Origin of the sequence: Psychromicrobium lacuslunae (assembly GCF_000950575.1) — a bacterium.
In the GTDB taxonomy this organism is placed as follows: Bacteria; Actinomycetota; Actinomycetes; order Actinomycetales; family Micrococcaceae; genus Renibacterium; species Renibacterium lacuslunae.
The window spans coordinates 2,336,440-2,353,072 of the sequence record NZ_CP011005.1; the positions used below are offsets into that span (position 1 = coordinate 2,336,440).

Annotated in this window: 19 protein-coding genes; 8 read left to right on the plus strand and 11 right to left on the minus strand. The window is 59.3% G+C overall.

Annotation, left to right across the window (positions count from 1 at the left end; genetic code table 11):
• Window position 1 precedes the first annotated feature (1 nt).
• The gene (gene paaZ / locus UM93_RS10990; protein WP_045075564.1) at window positions 2-2,122 is read right to left on the minus strand and encodes a phenylacetic acid degradation bifunctional protein PaaZ; all 2,121 of its coding nucleotides are present in this window, start codon (window positions 2,120-2,122) and stop codon (window positions 2-4) included.
• A gap of 65 nt (window positions 2,123-2,187) precedes the next feature.
• Window positions 2,188-2,967: a class I SAM-dependent methyltransferase gene (locus UM93_RS10995; protein WP_045075565.1), complete on the minus strand. Its 780-nt coding sequence runs from the start codon at window positions 2,965-2,967 to the stop codon at window positions 2,188-2,190.
• Window positions 2,968-2,992: 25 nt separating this feature from the next.
• Between UM93_RS10995 and UM93_RS11000 the strand changes: the two genes are divergently transcribed.
• The gene (locus tag UM93_RS11000) at window positions 2,993-3,388 is read left to right on the plus strand and encodes a hotdog fold thioesterase (RefSeq protein ID WP_045075567.1); all 396 of its coding nucleotides are present in this window, start codon (window positions 2,993-2,995) and stop codon (window positions 3,386-3,388) included.
• Window positions 3,389-3,575: 187 nt separating this feature from the next.
• On the plus strand, window positions 3,576-4,505 hold the full coding sequence (locus UM93_RS11005; protein WP_199921743.1) for an endo-beta-N-acetylglucosaminidase H: 930 nt from the start codon (window positions 3,576-3,578) through the stop codon (window positions 4,503-4,505).
• Window positions 4,506-4,621: 116 nt separating this feature from the next.
• On the opposite strand, the gene UM93_RS11010 is transcribed toward UM93_RS11005, so the two are convergent.
• From UM93_RS11010 to UM93_RS11040, 7 genes are all read right to left on the minus strand, one after another.
• A complete protein-coding gene (locus UM93_RS11010) occupies window positions 4,622-5,050 on the minus strand; it encodes a GNAT family N-acetyltransferase (RefSeq protein ID WP_052663751.1) in 429 nt (142 codons plus the stop codon).
• Entirely contained in the window at window positions 5,047-5,640 is a 594-nt protein-coding gene (locus UM93_RS11015; protein WP_045075570.1) for a GNAT family N-acetyltransferase, read from the minus strand. Before UM93_RS11015 ends, UM93_RS11010 begins: the two co-directional genes overlap by 4 nt.
• A 9-nt stretch (window positions 5,641-5,649) precedes the next feature.
• Complete coding sequence (locus UM93_RS11020; protein WP_045075571.1) at window positions 5,650-6,357, minus strand: tyrosine-protein phosphatase; 708 nt, start codon at window positions 6,355-6,357, stop codon at window positions 5,650-5,652.
• A 98-nt stretch (window positions 6,358-6,455) separates the two neighbouring features.
• On the minus strand, window positions 6,456-7,313 hold the full coding sequence (locus UM93_RS11025) for a 3-hydroxyacyl-CoA dehydrogenase family protein (RefSeq protein ID WP_045075573.1): 858 nt from the start codon (window positions 7,311-7,313) through the stop codon (window positions 6,456-6,458).
• Window positions 7,310-8,083 (minus strand): enoyl-CoA hydratase/isomerase family protein, encoded by a 774-nt coding sequence (locus UM93_RS11030; protein ID WP_045075574.1) that lies wholly within the window; start codon window positions 8,081-8,083, stop codon window positions 7,310-7,312. The genes UM93_RS11025 and UM93_RS11030 overlap by 4 nt, the downstream gene beginning before the upstream one ends.
• Complete coding sequence (locus UM93_RS11035; RefSeq protein ID WP_045075577.1) at window positions 8,080-9,276, minus strand: thiolase family protein; 1,197 nt, start codon at window positions 9,274-9,276, stop codon at window positions 8,080-8,082. Before UM93_RS11035 ends, UM93_RS11030 begins: the two co-directional genes overlap by 4 nt.
• Before the next feature lie 89 nt (window positions 9,277-9,365).
• Complete coding sequence (locus UM93_RS11040) at window positions 9,366-11,051, minus strand: ABC-F family ATP-binding cassette domain-containing protein (protein ID WP_234399293.1); 1,686 nt, start codon at window positions 11,049-11,051, stop codon at window positions 9,366-9,368.
• A gap of 150 nt (window positions 11,052-11,201) precedes the next feature.
• Between UM93_RS11040 and UM93_RS11045 the strand changes: the two genes are divergently transcribed.
• A complete protein-coding gene (locus tag UM93_RS11045; RefSeq protein WP_045075578.1) occupies window positions 11,202-11,633 on the plus strand; it encodes a VOC family protein in 432 nt (143 codons plus the stop codon).
• Window positions 11,634-11,640: 7 nt separating this feature from the next.
• Here the strand turns inward: UM93_RS11045 and UM93_RS11050 are convergent, their stop codons facing one another.
• Window positions 11,641-12,120, minus strand: a complete 480-nt coding sequence (locus tag UM93_RS11050) for a VanZ family protein (protein ID WP_157874132.1) — start codon at window positions 12,118-12,120, stop codon at window positions 11,641-11,643.
• Window positions 12,121-12,192: 72 nt separating this feature from the next.
• Between UM93_RS11050 and UM93_RS11055 the strand changes: the two genes are divergently transcribed.
• Genes UM93_RS11055 through UM93_RS11065 form a run of 3 tightly spaced genes read left to right on the plus strand, consistent with a single transcriptional unit; the run spans window position 12,193 to window position 15,145 of the window.
• Window positions 12,193-13,137, plus strand: coding sequence for a 1,4-dihydroxy-2-naphthoyl-CoA synthase (locus UM93_RS11055; RefSeq protein ID WP_045075580.1), 945 nt, complete (start codon window positions 12,193-12,195; stop codon window positions 13,135-13,137).
• A gap of 6 nt (window positions 13,138-13,143) precedes the next feature.
• Window positions 13,144-14,259 carry an AMP-binding protein gene (locus UM93_RS11060; RefSeq protein WP_045075581.1) on the plus strand — a complete coding sequence of 372 codons (1,116 nt, stop codon included), beginning with the start codon at window positions 13,144-13,146 and terminating at the stop codon, window positions 14,257-14,259.
• Between the two features lie 4 nt (window positions 14,260-14,263).
• Window positions 14,264-15,145 carry a 1,4-dihydroxy-2-naphthoate polyprenyltransferase gene (locus tag UM93_RS11065; protein ID WP_045075583.1) on the plus strand — a complete coding sequence of 294 codons (882 nt, stop codon included), beginning with the start codon at window positions 14,264-14,266 and terminating at the stop codon, window positions 15,143-15,145.
• 66 nt (window positions 15,146-15,211) lie between these two features.
• On the opposite strand, the gene UM93_RS11070 is transcribed toward UM93_RS11065, so the two are convergent.
• Entirely contained in the window at window positions 15,212-15,571 is a 360-nt protein-coding gene (locus UM93_RS11070; protein WP_045075585.1) for a DUF4229 domain-containing protein, read from the minus strand.
• Window positions 15,572-15,637: 66 nt separating this feature from the next.
• Between UM93_RS11070 and UM93_RS11075 the strand changes: the two genes are divergently transcribed.
• Window positions 15,638-16,015: a PLDc N-terminal domain-containing protein gene (locus UM93_RS11075; protein WP_045075587.1), complete on the plus strand. Its 378-nt coding sequence runs from the start codon at window positions 15,638-15,640 to the stop codon at window positions 16,013-16,015.
• 287 nt (window positions 16,016-16,302) lie between these two features.
• Complete coding sequence (locus UM93_RS11080) at window positions 16,303-16,632, plus strand: PadR family transcriptional regulator (RefSeq protein WP_045075589.1); 330 nt, start codon at window positions 16,303-16,305, stop codon at window positions 16,630-16,632.
• Window position 16,633: the final 1 nt, after the last annotated feature.

The following is a 16,633-nucleotide window of genomic DNA, read 5'->3' on the forward strand; positions in this document are numbered from 1 at the left end:
CTTAGCCTTGCAACGAAGCATTCGACGCATCAGCCACCGGATCTTGAGTCTTCGCTACCAAGGTCAGCACATCGTAAGTGGCAACAATCTCATCATGCTGATTGTGCAAAATCGCGTCCCAGCAGACCTCGCCGTAGTCCTGATCCTCGCGCGGGGTAATCTGCTTGGCGGTCAGTGTTACCCGGAAGGAATCCCCTGCGGCCAATGGGGTGATAAACCTGAGGTTCTCCAGACCGTAGTTCGCCAGCACCGGGCCCGGCGCCGGCTCGACGAATAAACCAGCCGCCCAAGACAGTAGCAAATACCCGTGCGCCACAATGCCTGGGAAGAACGGATTCGCGGCGGCCGCTTCCTGGTTGGTGTGCGCATAAAAGGTGTCGCCGGTGCTATTGGCGAAGTCGGTGACGTCCTGCAGGCTCACCTCACGTAACTCCGAGCCGAAGGCATCACCGATCCGCAGTTCCGCGAGGGACTTACGGAAAGGATGAGTGTCATCGAAATGCCGATCCGCACCCGGGTGCCAGACCCCGGTGACCGCGGTGAGCATATTCGGCGAACCCTGCAAGGCGGTGCGCTGCATATGGTGGTACACCGAACGGATACCGCCCAGTTCTTCGCCGCCTCCCGCGCGACCCGGGCCACCATGCACCAGATGCGGCACCGGAGCACCGTGTCCGGTTGAGCTCCGGGCGTCCTCGCGATTGAGTACCAGCACCCGACCATGGTGGGCGGCGATACCGGTGACCAGTTGTTGCACCACCAAAGGATCATTGCTGCATACCGAGGCAACAAGCGAGCCGGACCCCAAGGCGGCGAGCGCAATCGCCTCATCCAGACTGTCGTAACCGATGACGGAGCTAACCGGCCCGAAGGCTTCGAGGCTGTGCACCTGCTGACTCGAAGCATCAGCCCAGCTGAGTAGCACCGGCGACATGAACGCACCCTCGGCGGCCTCACCGATGGAACCGTCGCGCCGGGTCACCGAGGGCGCGTCAAGCGTGCCATAGGCCAACTCGCCACCCGCGTCGAGCATGGCCTGCACTGCCGAGCGCACATCGGCGAGCTGCTCCAATGAAGCGAGCGCCCCCATCGTGACGCCCTCAGCCCGCGGATCGCCCAGGACCACTTTTTCGTTCAGTCGAGCGGAGATCGCCGCAATGACGTCCTGCTTGAGGGCGTTGGGCACGATGGTGCGCCTAATGCTTGTGCACTTCTGCCCGGCCTTGACCGTCATCTCAGTGACCACAGAACGCACGAAAGCTTCAAATTCCGGGGTGTCCGGGCCAGCGTCGGGGCCCAGAATGGCCGCGTTGAGCGAATCCGTCTCGGCGGTAAAACGAACACCGCCATAGACCACCTGGGGATGGTCCTTAAGCAGTTTGGCGGTGGAAGCCGAGCCAGTAAAAGCAACCAAATCTCGGTAATCGAGTTCGTCCAGCAGCGTCCGGGCGGAGCCGGAGATCAGCTGCAGGGATCCTTCCGGAAGGATTCCCGAATCGATCATTAGCCGCACCATCGCCTCCGTGAGATACCCCGTGGGCGTGGCAGGTTTGACGATTGATGGCACGCCAGCCAGGAAAGCCGGGGCAAATTTTTCCAACATGCCCCAGACCGGGAAGTTGAAAGCGTTGATCTGCACGGCCACCCCGGGGATTCGGGTGTAGATGTGTTCGCCGATAAAGGAGCCGTCCCTCGAGAGCACCTCCAAGGGGCCGTCGATCACCACGTTGGAGTTCGGCAGTTCCCGGCGTCCCTTAGAACCGAAAGTGAACAGCACGCCGATGCCGCCGTCAATATCCACCAAGTTATCGATTTTGGTGGCACCGGTCTTAGCTGATATTTCGTAAAGTTCTTCACGGCGCGCGTTGAGGAATTGCGCTAGTTCCTTGAGTTTGAGCGCCCGCTGATGAAAGGTGAGGTCAGCCAGGTTTCGTTGGCCGGTCTGCCGTCCATAACGCACTACCTCGGCCAGCTCCAGGCCCTCGGTGCTTACCCGCCCCAGCACTTCACCGGTGCTGGCATCCCGCACTTCCGGCGCGCTGGTGGGCACGGCTTGCGGAGTCCACCAGCTGCCTTGAACATAACTGGGCACGGCTTGCTGCTCGGATGTCGTAGTGGTCATCTTTGACGCTCCTCTATCGCGATTCTTCGGGGCGATAATTACTGAACGATCGGTCGGTAATAGGCCTAGTTTAGCGTATTCGGTTCACTGACGATAAGCACCAGTGAACCATCGAAAAATGGCTGATTGCGCAGTTCGCCATACAGTTCATCCCAGCGCCCACTTTCCAGATCTGTCCGCAGCGCAGCAACCGCGCTTGCTGCCTCGACTTCACTCAAAAAACTCCACGCCGAGTTGGCTTGCCGGGCACCTTCATCGAGCAACATCTCCGGCCGACCATAGTAAGCCTCACCAAAACCATCCGTGCAGCCCAGCGGAATAGGCACCGCCTCAATCCGAGCGCCACCCAATAACTCGGCGACTCGATCCGGAGCCGGATAGCGACTGGCCTCGGTCTCAATGACTTTGACGGCGTAGTCGATCAGCCAGAAGCGACCGAGCAGCGCGGGGTCACAACTCAGGATGACCACCGGTCCTCGGGTCACCCGCCTCATTTCCGCTAGACCCTGCGCTAGGTCCTGCCATTGATGAACGGTAAAGGTTGCCATCGAAGCGTCGAAGGAGTTATCGGCAAAGGGAAGGTCCTCTGAACTAGCAGCAATAGCGGGGCTCAGCCGGGATGGCCGCTGCGCGCGCATGGTGGCACTCGGCTCGACAGCGGTCACCTCTCGATCGAGCGGCTCATATGAACCAGCTCCCGCCCCGACATTCAGTACAGTTTTGGCATCACCGAGAGCTGCCGCAATCCGAGCCGCAATCGCCGGCTCGGGACGACGGTATCGCGCATAACCTTGGCCAATCTGCGCGTAGTTCGCATCCCCAGCACTGCCGTCGTCAAAGTTCATGCTTTGAGCCTAATAGGCTTGAGGAATGAACGAACAGTGGAAAATCGTACTCGGCGAACTGGACGAAAAGATGGGTGTCCAGATTATTGAAGAGTCGGTGGAACGGGTAGTGGCGACGATGCCGGTAGCTGGCAATCGCCAATCCTTCGGACTCTTGCACGGGGGCGCTTCACTAGCCGTTGGGGAGGCGGTGGGCTCCTGGGCCGCAGTGATCTACGCTTCCACTCTTGGCAAGACTGCGGTCGGCGTCGACGTCTCGGCCACCCATCACAAGTCGGCGCGCGAGGGCTTGGTCACGATTACCGCTACCCCGTTACAGCTCGGACGCACCCTGACCAGCCATCAAGTGGTGATTAGCAATGCCGCTGGCGAGCGGCTTTGTACCGTGCGAATCAGTAACCTGCTGCTCGATCCAAAGTAGCCGTCCAGCCAAGAGCACCGACGGTCCAGGGCCACGCCCGGGCGCCGAGCGGCACCCATCACTCTCCTATTCACAGCTAGTTCGCGGCAAATTCTCCTTGACAGTCAGGGAAATAGTCGTAAATTAGCAGATAACTTAAACGGTTTAGCACGTTTGAGAATCAGATCACTTCGAAGAAGGAGTTTCAGTGCCGAAACAAATCATCGGAAGAAGGACGGTGCTGTCGATGTTCGGCGCCGGGGCCGCAGTGGCCGCGACCGGCGTGGCAGCCATTAACCCGGCGTTAGCAACCGCGGCCAGCGCCGCCACCGCCAAGTCCGGGCCGACCAGCGTCGTCTACGTCGAAGTCAATAGCAACAGCATGCTGAACGCGGGTAAGTACACCTTGACCAACGGTGGAGCCCAGGTTTTCGACGTCGCGGTGATCTTCGCCGCGAATATCAACTACAACACCAGCACCCAAAAGGCTTATCTGCACTTCAATGATCAGGTCACCGCGGTGCTGAACGATGCGGCCAACCAGATCAAACCGCTGCAAGACAAGGGCATCAAGGTGCTGCTCTCCGTCCTCGGCAATCACCAGGGGGCGGGTTTTGCAAACTTCCCCAATCAGGCCGCTGCTGAGGCGTTTGCCACCGAGCTAGCCAATGCTGTCACCAGCTACGGTCTGGACGGCATTGACTTCGACGACGAATACACCGAGTACGGCAATAACGGCACCGGCCAGCCTAACGACAGCTCGTTCTACTATCTGGTCTCGGCACTGCGCAGCAAACTCGGCAGCAGCAAGCTCATCACCTTGTACGACATCGGGCCGTCGGCAGATCGGCTGAGCTACAACGGGAACAGCATTGCCGATACCTTCAACTACTCGTGGAACCCGTACTACGGCACCTGGTCGGACCCGCGCGGCCCCAGCTCCAAATCAAAGCGCTCCCCCGCGGCTATCGAGATCAACAGCACCTCTTCCAGCACGGCGGCAAGCTATGCGCAACGAACCGTCGATGAAGGCTATGGGGTTTATCTCACTTACAACCTGACGGCGACTAACTCCGCCAGTTACATCTCCTCGTTCACCCAAAAGCTGTACGGCAGTAGCGCGAAGTACACCGCTTAGCCGGAGCCGAGATTTTCGCTTCCGGGGGCTCCGGCATGCTCCGATCCACTCTGAGGTTGATTGAGAGCAAGCCGGCCCCCGGAACTAACTTCCCCGCAAGATGCAGCTGGGCGAGCTCAACGCACCGTTATTTCAAAGAACGGATACTCCTCAGAATCGTTGTGCTCGTTAGCACGCAGACCCATCTTCTCGTAAAAAGGAATTGCCGAAGGTGAGGCTTGCCACTCCAGCCATTTGCATTCGGGGCGTGCTATCACCCAATCGTGCACTGCAGCCAAGAGAGCAGTCGCAATGCCACGGTTTCGATGTGCTTCCTCGACGAAGATGTCATGCAAGCGGGCGGAACCGAATTCTCCCCGGATTCTGACTCCATAGAACTGGACGAGTGCAATCCCGACGAGGACGCCTGCTTCTTCCGCAACAAAAACGCCAAAATCTTCATTACCTAGTACCCTGGCGGCACGGCTCTGCGCCCCCTTGTCGTGCGCCTTTGACAGACGCACCAGGTCATCCAGATCAGCGGCTACTGCAGGCCGAATATTCACCGGCTTTTGTTCAGTCGGAACTCAAGTCCCGATTTAACCATTGGCCATTCGGAGGCGATGATCGAGAACACCACGGTGTCCCGCACAGTGCCATCGGGCATCCGCAAATGTGCTCGCAGCACGCCGTCTTGCTTGGCACCCAATCGGGCAATAGCTTCACGGGACTGCTGATTCATCCAGTGGGTATGAAATTCGACTGCTGTGCAGCCAAGGGTTTCGAAAGCGTGCCCCAACAAAAGTAACTTGGAATCCGGATTGGTCCCGCTGCCCTGCGCACCGGCGGCATTCCAGGTGTAACCGATCTCCAGGCGGGGAGTATCTGCATCGATATTGCAGTAGGTGGTCATCCCGATGATTTTGCCGTCGCTGAGCCGGCGGGTGGTGAAAGGCAGCATGTAGCCGGTCTGCTGTAGCTCTAGCCGACGCTCAATTTCGGCTCGCATCTGCTCCGGCGAAGGCACTCGGGTGTACCAGAGTTTCCACAGCTCGCCGTCCTGAACCGCCTCAACTAATTCATCGTGATGTTCGGGGGCCAATGGTTCTAACTGCACGTACTTACCGGTCAGAGTTACGGGTCCAATTGTGGTCATAATGCCATCCTAGGGGGTCAGCAGCTTGCTCCGAATAGCAGCAATTTCGGACGCTTGGAGGCCGGCAGCTAGCAGGTATTCCTCGATGCTGGCCTCGGCAACAGCATCGAGCATCGCGCCACGGGTGTGCGCCACCCAGTCGTCAAGCTGCTGGTTTGTTTCTCCCGGCTTCAACTCCCCGAATGTGGGGTCATAATGAGCTATTGCCCGCACTCCGGCTTCATAATCGTCGGCAATCTCCTCCGCGCTGACTCCGGCCAGTTGCAGAAGTCCCATGGTGATCATTCCGCTGCGGTCGCAACCACCAGCACAATGAATCACCACGGCCCCCTCGGCCAACGCAACGGCGCGGTAAACTGCTGCAATTTTCTCCGGTAAGGTCCGCAGCAGCGGCCAGATCGACTCGGGCGAATCGAGTATCGGCAGGATTGTCTGGAACTTCGGGTCGGAATGGTCCTCGACCGGGAGCAGCTGAATACCGATCCCAGGCAGTTCGGCAGCTACCGGATCAGTCTCTCTGCGTTCAACTTCGTCGGGATTCCGCAGATCAATAATGTTGCGGACTCCGGCGTCGAACATTTGCTGCCAGCCTTTTTGTCTCAAGAACTCGCGTCTGGCCATCCGGAACACTCTGCCTGGCTGCACTCCGCCAAGGCCGCCCAGGTCGCGCGCGTTGATCGCGCCTTCCCAATTAACTTCTCTCGTTTTCGACGTCATGGGGGCCAGTCAAACAGCAAAACTCCGGCATCGCCAGCGAGAGCACTGGGCTGAACTCCCCATTGCGAGCGAGCGCCTGTTTAGCTATCTCGACCCGGCTACCAGCTGAAGAAACCCTGCCCGCTTTTGCGCCCGAGTTCACCACGAGCAACCTTATCGCGCAGAATTTGCGGCGGCGCAAACCGGTCGCCCAGAGCTGAGGCTAGATATTCGGCGATGCCGAGGCGCACGTCGAGGCCGACCACATCAGTGGTACGCAGCGGCCCCATCGGGTGCTTGTAACCGAGTTCCATCGCGGTATCGATATCCTGCGCCGAGGCCACTCCCTCCTCGACCATCCGCATTGCCTCCAGGGCAATTGCCACTCCGAGCCTTGAGGAGGCAAAGCCTGGCGCATCTTTCACCACGACGGCAGTTTTACCGAGCGCGGCCACCCATTCCTTGGCGGTAGTAACCAGCGTCTCGGTGGTCTGATCCCCCCGGACAAGTTCCACCAGCGTTGAGGCCGGCACCGGATTGAAGAAGTGCAGACCGAAGAACTGTTCCGGCCGCAGCAAGGTGGACGCCAGGCCGTTGACCGAGAGCGATGAAGTGTTGGTGGCCAGCACGGCGTTCTCGGCAATTGCCTTTTCCGCCCGTTGCAAGGCCGGGACCTTGAGATCGAAAACCTCAGGAACAGCTTCGATCACCAATTGCGCTGCGCCGAGTCCCTCGATGTCCGTAACGGTCGATAGTCGGACTAGCTGGTCCTCGACTGATCCCTGCAAGGTTCCTCGAGCCGCCGTTTTCTGCACAGCCTCGGCCACCCGGTCCTCGGCGGCCCGGGCGGCGTCCTGGGTAGCTTCGGCAATAGTGACCTGGCAGCCGCCGATCAGAAAGGCATGCGCGATTCCGGCACCCATCCTGCCGCCGCCAATGACGCCGATATTAGTCGGCAAGCCGGTCGCTGCGGTCATTTCTTTGTCCTTTTCTCCAGGAAAGCGGTCATCCTTGCGAACTTCTCTTCGGATTCAAAGAGCACCGCCTGCGCCTGCATATCGATCTCAGGGTGGGCTTCCGGTGGAGCGTGGAAAACCGATTTGGTGTATTGCACGGCGAGCGCGTCCTGAGTCGCGATCCGATCTGCCAGAGCGGCCGCCGCCGCGATGAGTTCTGCCGGTTCATGCAATGAACTGACCAGTCGAGCGGCGAGCGCCTCTTCCGCGTTGAGCACTTTACCGGCCAGCAGAATCTCCTTGGCGAGCGGTTCGCCGACGAGTTCGCGCAGCCGCCAGCTCGCCCCGGCCGCGGCCAGAATGCCGAGCGACGTCTCCGGATTGCCGATCCGAATGGCCGGGGTGCCGATCCTAAAATCCGCGGCGAAAGCGAGTTCCGCGCCGCCACCCAGCACATAACCATCAAGAGCCGCAATCACCGGCATTTTCAGCTCGGCGATCCTGATAAAGAGCCTGATGTTGATACCAGCTAAGGCATCGGCGGCCCGGCGTTCACGTAACTGTGCAATATCCGCCCCGGAGGCAAAAACACCTGGCTTCCCATTGGCTGCCGGGCTGCCGCTCAGGATCAAGATCTTGGGCTGCTGTTCGAGGTATTCGCAGACCTCGTGCAATTCATCTACCATCTGCTGATCGATGGCGTTGCGCACTTCAGGACGATTCAGCCGCACCAGTAACCGATCGTCCCGCTCTTCAATCAGCAGGGTCTGCTTTTCGCCGAGCGAGTTCATACTCGTTCCACCAGCAGAGCGGTGCCCTGCCCAACGCCGACGCACATGGTCGCCAAACCACGGTTGGCAGCTTCGCGTTCCATCCGGCCGAGCAACGTAATGGTGATCCGTGCGCCGGATGAGCCCAGTGGATGGCCCAGCGCAATCGCGCCGCCATCGGCGTTGACGATCTCGGGGTCGAGGCCGAGCCGACGAATGCTGGCAATTGACTGCGTGGCGAAGGCTTCGTTAATTTCCACCGCGCCAATCGAGGATAGTTCGACGCCGGTGCGAGCCAACAGTTTCTCGGTCGCCGGAACCGGGCCGAGCCCCATGATTTCCGGCGCTAGCGCGGCCGCGACACCGTCAACCACCCGAGCCCTGGGTTTCAGCCCATAACGCTGCACAGCAGCTTCCGAGGCGACCAGGATTGCTGAAGCTCCATCGTTCAGCGGCGAGGCATTCCCGGCGGTCACCACGCCGTCGGGCCGGACTACCGGGCGCAAAGCGGCCAAGCTTTCTAGCGAACTATCGCGTCGGGGACCTTCATCGGCGGAAATCGTCACCATGCTGCGTCCGGACTTAGCCTGAACCGGGATGATCTCAGCGTCGAAACGTCCGGCATCAATGGCTGCGATGGCCCGTTGATGTGAACGCAAGGCGAAAGCATCTGCCTCTTCTCGGCTAATGCCGTCTAGCGCGGCAACCTCCTCGGCAGTTTCCGGCATCGAATAGGTCGCCTTATCGCGTTGCTTGAACTGAGGATTGGTGAAACGCCAACCAATCGAAGTATCGAAAACCTCACCCGGCCGGGCAAAAGCCTTCTCGGGCTTTGCCATCACCCACGGTGCCCGGCTCATCGATTCGACCCCGCCAGCGATCACCAGATCCGCCGCTCCTGCCTTCACCATCTGGGAGGCGAGAGTGATCGCCGACATGCCAGAGGCGCAGAGCCGATTGACGGTGATGCCCGGCACGGAATCCGGCAAGCCTGCGAGCAGCAAGGCCATTCTGGCCACATTGCGATTGTCCTCACCGGCCTGATTAGCACTGCCGAGGATCACTTCATCCACCAACCCGGCATCGATGCCGGTCCGCTCAACGAGAGCCGCCAGCGTGAGCGCGGCCAGATCGTCCGGTCGGACCGAAGAAAGCGCACCACCGTAGCGGCCCACCGGGGTTCGCACTCCATCGACTAGAAACGCTTCCGCCATGGCCGCTCCTCAACACAGGTATGACATCGGTCAGCAACATTACTGACCGATCGTTCTATAAATATTTCATACCCGCTAAGTACGGTCAATCAGGAATCCGATGACACCATCCGACCGGCCTGCATATGCTCCTGGCGAGCCTGCGGCAGAGTCTCAAACCAGCGACGCAGCACTCTATCGTGGCTGACCAACAGCAAAGCGCCGGCAAAACCGGTGAAGAGTTCTTGCAGTTCGTCCACCAGTTGCGGCGCTAAATGGTTAGTTGGTTCGTCGATCATCAGCACTGAGTATTCATCCAAGAGCAACCTCGCCAGGGCCAGCCGGCGCCGCTGCCCCAGGGATAGGCCCCCGACCGGCAGCGTGAAATCAGCCGAACGAAAGACTCCGAGCCGCAAAAGGTTCTCCGCGTGTTCCTCAATGCTGCCGACCCGCCCCTCGGCAAAGGCTGGCAATAGCCGCTGCTCAGGACGAGGCGGAGCGGGGACTTCCTGCGGCAGGTAGCCAATGCGAGCCACCGCATGCACCTCACCGACGCCTTTCCGGTTACCGGAGAGCAGCTCGAGCAGGGTGGTTTTTCCGGCACCGTTCGGCCCGCTGATCAGCACTTTTTCCTGCCTAGCCAGCGCAAACTCCGGCACCTCCAACTGACCCGGAATGAGCAAATCGCGGGCCCGCAGCACCGACTCAGATGGCATTACCGCTGCGCCGGACGCCGCTGAGCCACCAAGTCTGGCAGCCAGCCGCAAAGGCTGAGGTGGCTTGTCGATCGGGTTTTCTTCCAGTCTGCGTAGCCGTTCCTGGGCATTGCGGATCTGCGAGCTGACCGCTGCCTCTACCGTTCCGGTCTTGAAGTCGAAGGCCATCTTGTCTTTATCTCGGACCCGTCCATAGCCATTACGACCGGTGCCCTCAACGGCTTTTTCGCGCTCCTTGGCCATGGCGTCAAGCCACTGCTGATACGCCTGCTCCCAGCGAGCTCGCTCGGCCTTTTTCTCGACCAAATAGCCCTGATAGCCGTTGCCATACCGCCGCACTTCAGTCTTATCGGCGTCAACCTCAATCACTGTTTGGGCGAGGTTATCGAGTAATTGCCGGTCATGTGAGACGACCACCACCGTGCCGTGATGCGCCGCCAAACGAGCCTCGAGCCAATCCAGGCCAGCCGCGTCGAGATGGTTGCTCGGCTCGTCCAGCAGCAGTACCGGCGCTGGGTCGGCGAGCAGGCAAGCCAGAGCAAAACGTTCCCGCTCACCGCCGGAGAGACTATCCAGTGGTCGATCTCGCGCCAGCCCAGCCAGCCCGAGATTATTCAGCGCAGCATCAATACGGGCATCCGCCTGATAGCCGCCTCGTAGCGCAAAGCTCGTGACCAGCTGGTCATAGCGTTCATTCGTCTCAGCGGTGGCGTCCGCCAAATTCTCACTGAGCCGCTGGATTTCGGCAGCAATGGAGCGCAAATCAGCAAGCGCTTGATCAATTGCCTGAGCCACCGTGAGTCCGGCGGCAGCCTCAAGAGCCTGGCTCAGGTAACCGGGCCGTTGCGGCAGGCTGAGCTCACCCTTATCCGGTTTTTCCAGCCCGGCTAGGATTCTCAGCAGTGTGGATTTGCCCGAACCGTTCTCGCCGATCACCACAACGTGCTCGCCGGGCGCAATAGTCAGATCAAGCTGCTCAAACAGCAGCCTATTGCCATAGCCATGCGACACTTGGCGCAAAGCAATGGGCTGCGCCAGAGTGCTGGAAAGAGTTATCGGGGTGCTAGAAATAAAAGCCAAAACAAACCTCGCAATCAACGGGATGAACACGTTTGAAAAAGATTGCGATTAGTTATCCATACCTTAAAGAATAGCATCGGCGACTATCACGGACAGCAGATGACCGCAATCGTGCTGTCCAGTGACCAGCTCGCGGCGTAATCTGCAGCTATGAGCTACTCATTTCAGATTGCCGTAGATGCCGAGCACCCGCATGATCAGGCCGATTGGTGGGCCGAAACTCTGGGCTGGCAGGTGGAGCCCAGCAACGAAGAATTCATTCGTTCAATGATCAGTCAGGGCTTCGCCAAGGAAGCCGATACCAGCACCCACCGGGGAGTTCTGGTCTGGAAGGACGGGGCGGCCATTAACGCCCCTGAGGGGCAGCCAGGAGCGCCTCGGATGCTCTTTCAGACCGCTCCCGAGAAAAAGACAGTGAAGAACCGGGTGCATCTGGATATCCGGCTTGAGGGAGCAGACAAGGACGAGGTCCGTGCCGCATTGGAAGCTCGTGGCGCCAGCTTCCGCTGGCAGGCCAGTCAGGGGCCGCACGATTGGTACACCATGGCTGATCCGGAGGGAAACGAATTCTGCATCTCCTAGCTATTTCCTAGCTAGCTTTAGCTCTCCTCAAGCCTCGCTGGAAACGGATCCCTTGAATGAGCGCCCCGAGCAGACCGCCCAGGCTATTCGCTAATACATCGGACCCTGAGGGGGTTCGGTCGGGCAGCAGGCCGGCTTGAAGCAGTTCGACGCCCACACTCAAGCAGCACAATAGCGGAATTGCTAGATACCAGCGCCGCCAAAACAAGCACGCCAAGAAGAATCCGAGCGGCACAAACATCAGCACATTGGCGGAAAATTCAAGTGCTTGATAGTTAATGAACTCTGGCACCCCGAGGTCATGCAGCCACCCGAAGAAGGAGCCCAAAGCCGGAGCGACTGCCTCGTCGACGTGCCTTGGCCAAAACACCACGACCAGCACCAGTACGCCATAAATAAGCAGCCCCCAGAGCGCAAAGCGCCTGACGCTTCGCCTCAAAACGACTCTTGACGAGTCGGCGAGGGGTAGCTCCTCCGATGAATTCACCTTCCCAGTGTGGCAGCCTCGGTGGCGGCCTAAAAAGCTCAGCCCGCCCGATCCGGTCAGTAGAATAGCTGGGTGAGTGAATCAACGCCTGAGGCGACGCCGAAAGTCTCCGACACCTTCGACCCGGCTCGCTGGCGGGTCGTCAAAGGCTTCGAGGACTTCCAAGACCTCAGTTATCACCGGCAGCACGAGAACGGTGTCGATCTGCCAACCGTGCGAATCGCCTTCGATCGCCCCGAAGTCCGCAACGCCTTCCGCCCCGGCACCGTCGATGAGCTCTACCGCGCCCTTGACCACGCTCGGATGACCCCGGACGTGGCCACCGTGTTGCTCACTGGCAATGGGCCGAGCCCCAAAGACGGCGGGCACTCTTTCTGCTCCGGCGGCGATCAGCGGATTCGTGGCCGGGATGGATACCGCTACGCGGAAGGTGAGACCTCGGAGACCATCGACCCGGCCCGAGCCGGTCGACTCCACATTCTCGAGGTGCAACGCCTGATCCGCACCATGCCCAAGGTGGTGATCGCGGTGGTGAACGGTTGGGCCGCTGGCGGCGGGCATTCGCTTCACGTGGTGGCAGATCTCACCATCGCCTCCCGGCAACACGGGAAATTTAAGCAAACCGATGCCACCGTCGGATCCTTCGACGCGGGCTACGGTTCGGCACTGCTGGCCCGCCAGATCGGTCAAAAGCGGGCTCGGGAAATCTTCTTCCTGGCCCGGGAGTATTCAGCTGAAGAGATGGTCGCGATGGGTGCGGTGAACGAAGCGGTTGATCATGAAAAACTCGAGGACGTCGCCCTTGAGTACGCCGCCGATATTGCCCGGCAATCTCCGCAGGCCATCCGGATGCTGAAATTCGCCTTCAACTTAGCCGACGATGGCCTAGCCGGTCAGCAGGTTTTTGCCGGAGAGGCAACCCGGCTGGCTTATATGACCGACGAGGCGGTGGAGGGCAGGGACGCCTTCTTGGCTAAGCGCGAGCCCGACTGGTCCGGCTTCCCCTACTATTTCTAAGCGCCGATGGATACCCAACAAGAGGTCAATCAGGCCATGACGGCGCTAGCCGCTGCGCTCTCCGGAGAAGGTCCCGCAGTGCGTTTCGGAAGCACCGAGGTCAGTGCCATCGAGGTGCCGGAGGGCATCGCCGTGGTGATTGGCACCTCTGGTTCCACCGGCCGTTCAAAACAAGTGCTACTCAGCGTAGATGCGCTCGCCGCCTCCTCGATGGCTACCGCACTCAGGCTGCGCGGTGAAGGCCAATGGCTGCTGGCGTTGCCGCTGCACTACGTCGCCGGGGTGCAGGTGCTGATTCGCTCGCTCTATGCCGGCACCAAACCTCAGATAGTGGAAGGCAAGTTCAGCGTCACCGGTTTCTGTGTTGCGGCCGCAGAGATGACCGACCCGATCCGCTTCACCTCGCTGGTGCCGACCCAGCTGAACAGATTATTGGACGCGCCTGAGGCTTTGCCGACGCTACGCCGCTTCAACGCCATTCTGCTCGGCGGCGCCCCAGCAAGTGAGGAGCTGCTGAGCCGCAGCCGTGAGGCCGGGCTTTCCATCGTGACCACCTACGGTAGTGCTGAAACTTGCGGCGGCTGCATCTACGATGGTGAACCGCTAGAAGGCGTCGAGGTCGCCCTACGAGCGGACGAGAAAGGGAACCAGCTGATCTGGCTCGGTGGTGCGGTGATTGCCGACGGCTACCTGTCTGAGCCCGAATTGGACACCAATGTCTTTCAGCAGATCAACGGCACCCGGTGGTATCAGACCTCGGACATCGGGGAGTTTGATGAGCAGAACAGGCTAAGAGTTCTCGGCCGGGCGGACGATGTTTTGATCACCGGCGGCCTCAAGGTCTCTGCCGAGGCGATTGCCACGAAGCTCAGAAGCATTGACGGCGTGCGGGACGCCTTTGTCTCTGCGGTGCCGAGCGCTGAGTGGGGACAAAAAGTAGCCGCCGCGATCGTCACTGAGCTTTCCGAGCAGCAACTACGGAACGCCTTAGACGCCGTTTTGGAACGGCATGCGGTGCCGAAAAGTTTAGTGATTTTGCCGGAGTTACCGCTATTAGCGCAGGGCAAAGTCGATCGGCAACGGCTGCTAGTGCTTCTACAACACCAAGATCGGGGAGAATAAAGGGATGGCAAGCGCAGCACAATGGGTCGAGGGCGCACGCCTGCGCACCCTGCCGATGGCAATCGCACCGGTGATTATCGGTTCGGCAGCGGCGTTCGAGCTGGGTTCCTTTAAGTGGCTCAATGCTCTGCTAGCAGCCATCGTCGCGCTGTTGTTGCAGATCGGAGTCAACTACGCCAATGACTACTCCGACGGCATCCGCGGCACCGACGATGTACGAGTTGGTCCCTTGCGTTTAGTCGGTTCCGGAGCAGCGAGTCCCCGTCAAGTGAAGTTCGCTGCTTTCGGCACCTTCGCGGCAGCGATGGTCGCCGGACTAGTGCTGGTGATCCTCTCGCAGTCATGGTGGTTCCTGCTGGTAGGAGCGGCCTGCGTGCTAGCTGCCTGGGGATACACTGGCGGCAAAAATCCCTACGGCTATTTGGGTCTGGGCGACGTCTTTGTCTTCGTTTTCTTCGGCTTGGTTGCCACCTTGGGCACCACCTATACTCAAGCTGGCCAACTCAGCTGGCCTGCACTGATCGGCGCTGTCGGCACCGGTTTCATTGCGATGGCGCTACTAATGGCCAATAATGTCAGAGATATTCCTACCGACTCCGAAGTGGGAAAACGCACCCTGGCCGTGCGTCTAGGCGATCGAAACGCTCGCTTTAGTTACCTGCTGCTGATCGCTCTCGCCATCCTCTTGCCGTTACTTTTGGTCAGCAGTAAGCCGTGGGTGCTGATCGTGCTGCTGCTGATCCCGGCGACACTGATGCCCTGCTGGTTAATGCTCTCCGGAAAAACTCGTAAAGCGCTGATCCCGGTGCTCAAGCAAACCGGGCTACTCAACCTTGGTTTCAGCGTGCTCTACGGTTTAGCGCTGGTGTTATCGAAAGCGCTCTGAATCGTACCGACCTGATCCTCAAGCGCAGGCTCGCCAATCAGAACCATTTAGACGTGTCAGAACCGTTTAAACGTGGCGTGAGCCGTCAATATTCTCGGCCTGCCGGAGTTCCGAAGACGAGGCTTTCTTGATTTTCTGATCGGTATCGATTCGCAGATCCGGATGATCTTCAATCAGAGCGTCTTCAATATCGCCGTCGGTAGTCTGCTTACTGGCCCGCAACCGACGTGCCTCCGGAGAGACTGCGCTACGTACCGACTCGGCGGCGGCATTACGCTGCGGACGGAAAAACAAATAGGCAATGCAAAAAGCCATCAGGGTGGCAGCTACCGCTGAAACGATGATTCCCAGACCTATAGCCATGAAAATCACGAAGAGCGGGATTAAAATACCCACTCGGATCAAAAAATACTTCAGGAACGCCACCGACTCATTCTACCCCCGCACACTGAGCGAGATCTGTGTGCGCAGCTCAGCCAGTTAGAATGGACTATGCTGCGCTACCTACCGGTCTTGATTCTGATTGGCCTTGAGCTCTATGCCTTGATCGACTGTTTGCGCACCGATGATCGAGATATCCGCAACTGGCCAAAGGTGGCCTGGGTCCTGCTCATCATCTTCATTCCCCTCATTGGCATCATTCTTTGGTTCACCCTGGGTCGGCCCCGTAGCGAGAGCGCACGCCCGACGCCCCACGGTCCAGTTAATCGTGGGCCGGTGAATCGTGGCCCAGTAGCTCCCGACGACGACCCAGAGTTCTTGCGTAATCTAGACACCGCCCGGCGGCATAAGGCCGAGGAGGAGCGGCTTCGACAGCTCCGCGCCGAACTAGAAGAACGTGAGCGAAAGCTGCGCGACCAGGAAAACTAACTTCCGACCCCCTACGGCTCCCGCTGACGCCGCTCCAGCGGAAATCCATTTCATCGCCGTCGTGCCCGCCCGTTTTGCGAGAGCCCGCCGAGTTCGCGGTCGCCTGCTACGGCGCCATCGCCGGTCGTTATGTTCTCACCACTCAGACTCTCTGAACTAGCCCCGCCCCTTCAAACACCCCTAAAAAAGATATTTGCAATTCCACTACTTAGCGCTACTATGTACTAGTAGCTAGTAACACTGAGTACTAGTGCTTAGCGATACAGAGTAGTTAGAGGAGGGGTCCGATGGGCAAGCAAATGACAGAAATGCTCAAAGGAACATTAGAAGGCATAGTGCTCGCCCTATTGACCGGCAATCCGGCCTACGGATACGAGATCACCACGATGCTGCGAGCAAAGGGATTCACCGAAATCGCCGAAGGCACCGTCTATGCGCTGCTGGTCCGGATCGAACAGAAGGGCCTGGTCGATGTCGAAAAGCGGCCCTCCGAAAAGGGACCGCCGCGCAAGGTGTATTCGCTCAATGAACAAGGCAAGCAAGAACTAGAAGAATTCTGGAACACCTGGGGCTTCCTCTCCGAACGATTGGAACAGCTCCGCCAGGGAGGAAAATAAA

Coding starts and splice junctions, on each gene's coding strand:
- UM93_RS11030 (WP_045075574.1), bottom strand. CDS start 8,083: ATGAACTCGCTCGGCGAAAAGCAGACCCTGCTGATTGAAGAGCGGGAC.
- UM93_RS11035 (WP_045075577.1), bottom strand. CDS start 9,276: ATGGCGGAAGCGTTTCTAGTCGATGGAGTGCGAACCCCGGTGGGCCGC.
- UM93_RS11000 (WP_045075567.1), top strand. CDS start 2,993: ATGAACGAACAGTGGAAAATCGTACTCGGCGAACTGGACGAAAAGATG.
- UM93_RS11025 (WP_045075573.1), bottom strand. CDS start 7,313: ATGACCGCAGCGACCGGCTTGCCGACTAATATCGGCGTCATTGGCGGC.
- paaZ (WP_045075564.1), bottom strand. CDS start 2,122: ATGACCACTACGACATCCGAGCAGCAAGCCGTGCCCAGTTATGTTCAA.
- UM93_RS11045 (WP_045075578.1), top strand. CDS start 11,202: ATGAGCTACTCATTTCAGATTGCCGTAGATGCCGAGCACCCGCATGAT.
- UM93_RS11065 (WP_045075583.1), top strand. CDS start 14,264: ATGGCAAGCGCAGCACAATGGGTCGAGGGCGCACGCCTGCGCACCCTG.
- UM93_RS11075 (WP_045075587.1), top strand. CDS start 15,638: ATGCTGCGCTACCTACCGGTCTTGATTCTGATTGGCCTTGAGCTCTAT.
- UM93_RS10995 (WP_045075565.1), bottom strand. CDS start 2,967: ATGAACTTTGACGACGGCAGTGCTGGGGATGCGAACTACGCGCAGATT.
- UM93_RS11015 (WP_045075570.1), bottom strand. CDS start 5,640: ATGACCACAATTGGACCCGTAACTCTGACCGGTAAGTACGTGCAGTTA.
- UM93_RS11080 (WP_045075589.1), top strand. CDS start 16,303: ATGGGCAAGCAAATGACAGAAATGCTCAAAGGAACATTAGAAGGCATA.
- UM93_RS11020 (WP_045075571.1), bottom strand. CDS start 6,357: ATGACGTCGAAAACGAGAGAAGTTAATTGGGAAGGCGCGATCAACGCG.
- UM93_RS11060 (WP_045075581.1), top strand. CDS start 13,144: ATGGATACCCAACAAGAGGTCAATCAGGCCATGACGGCGCTAGCCGCT.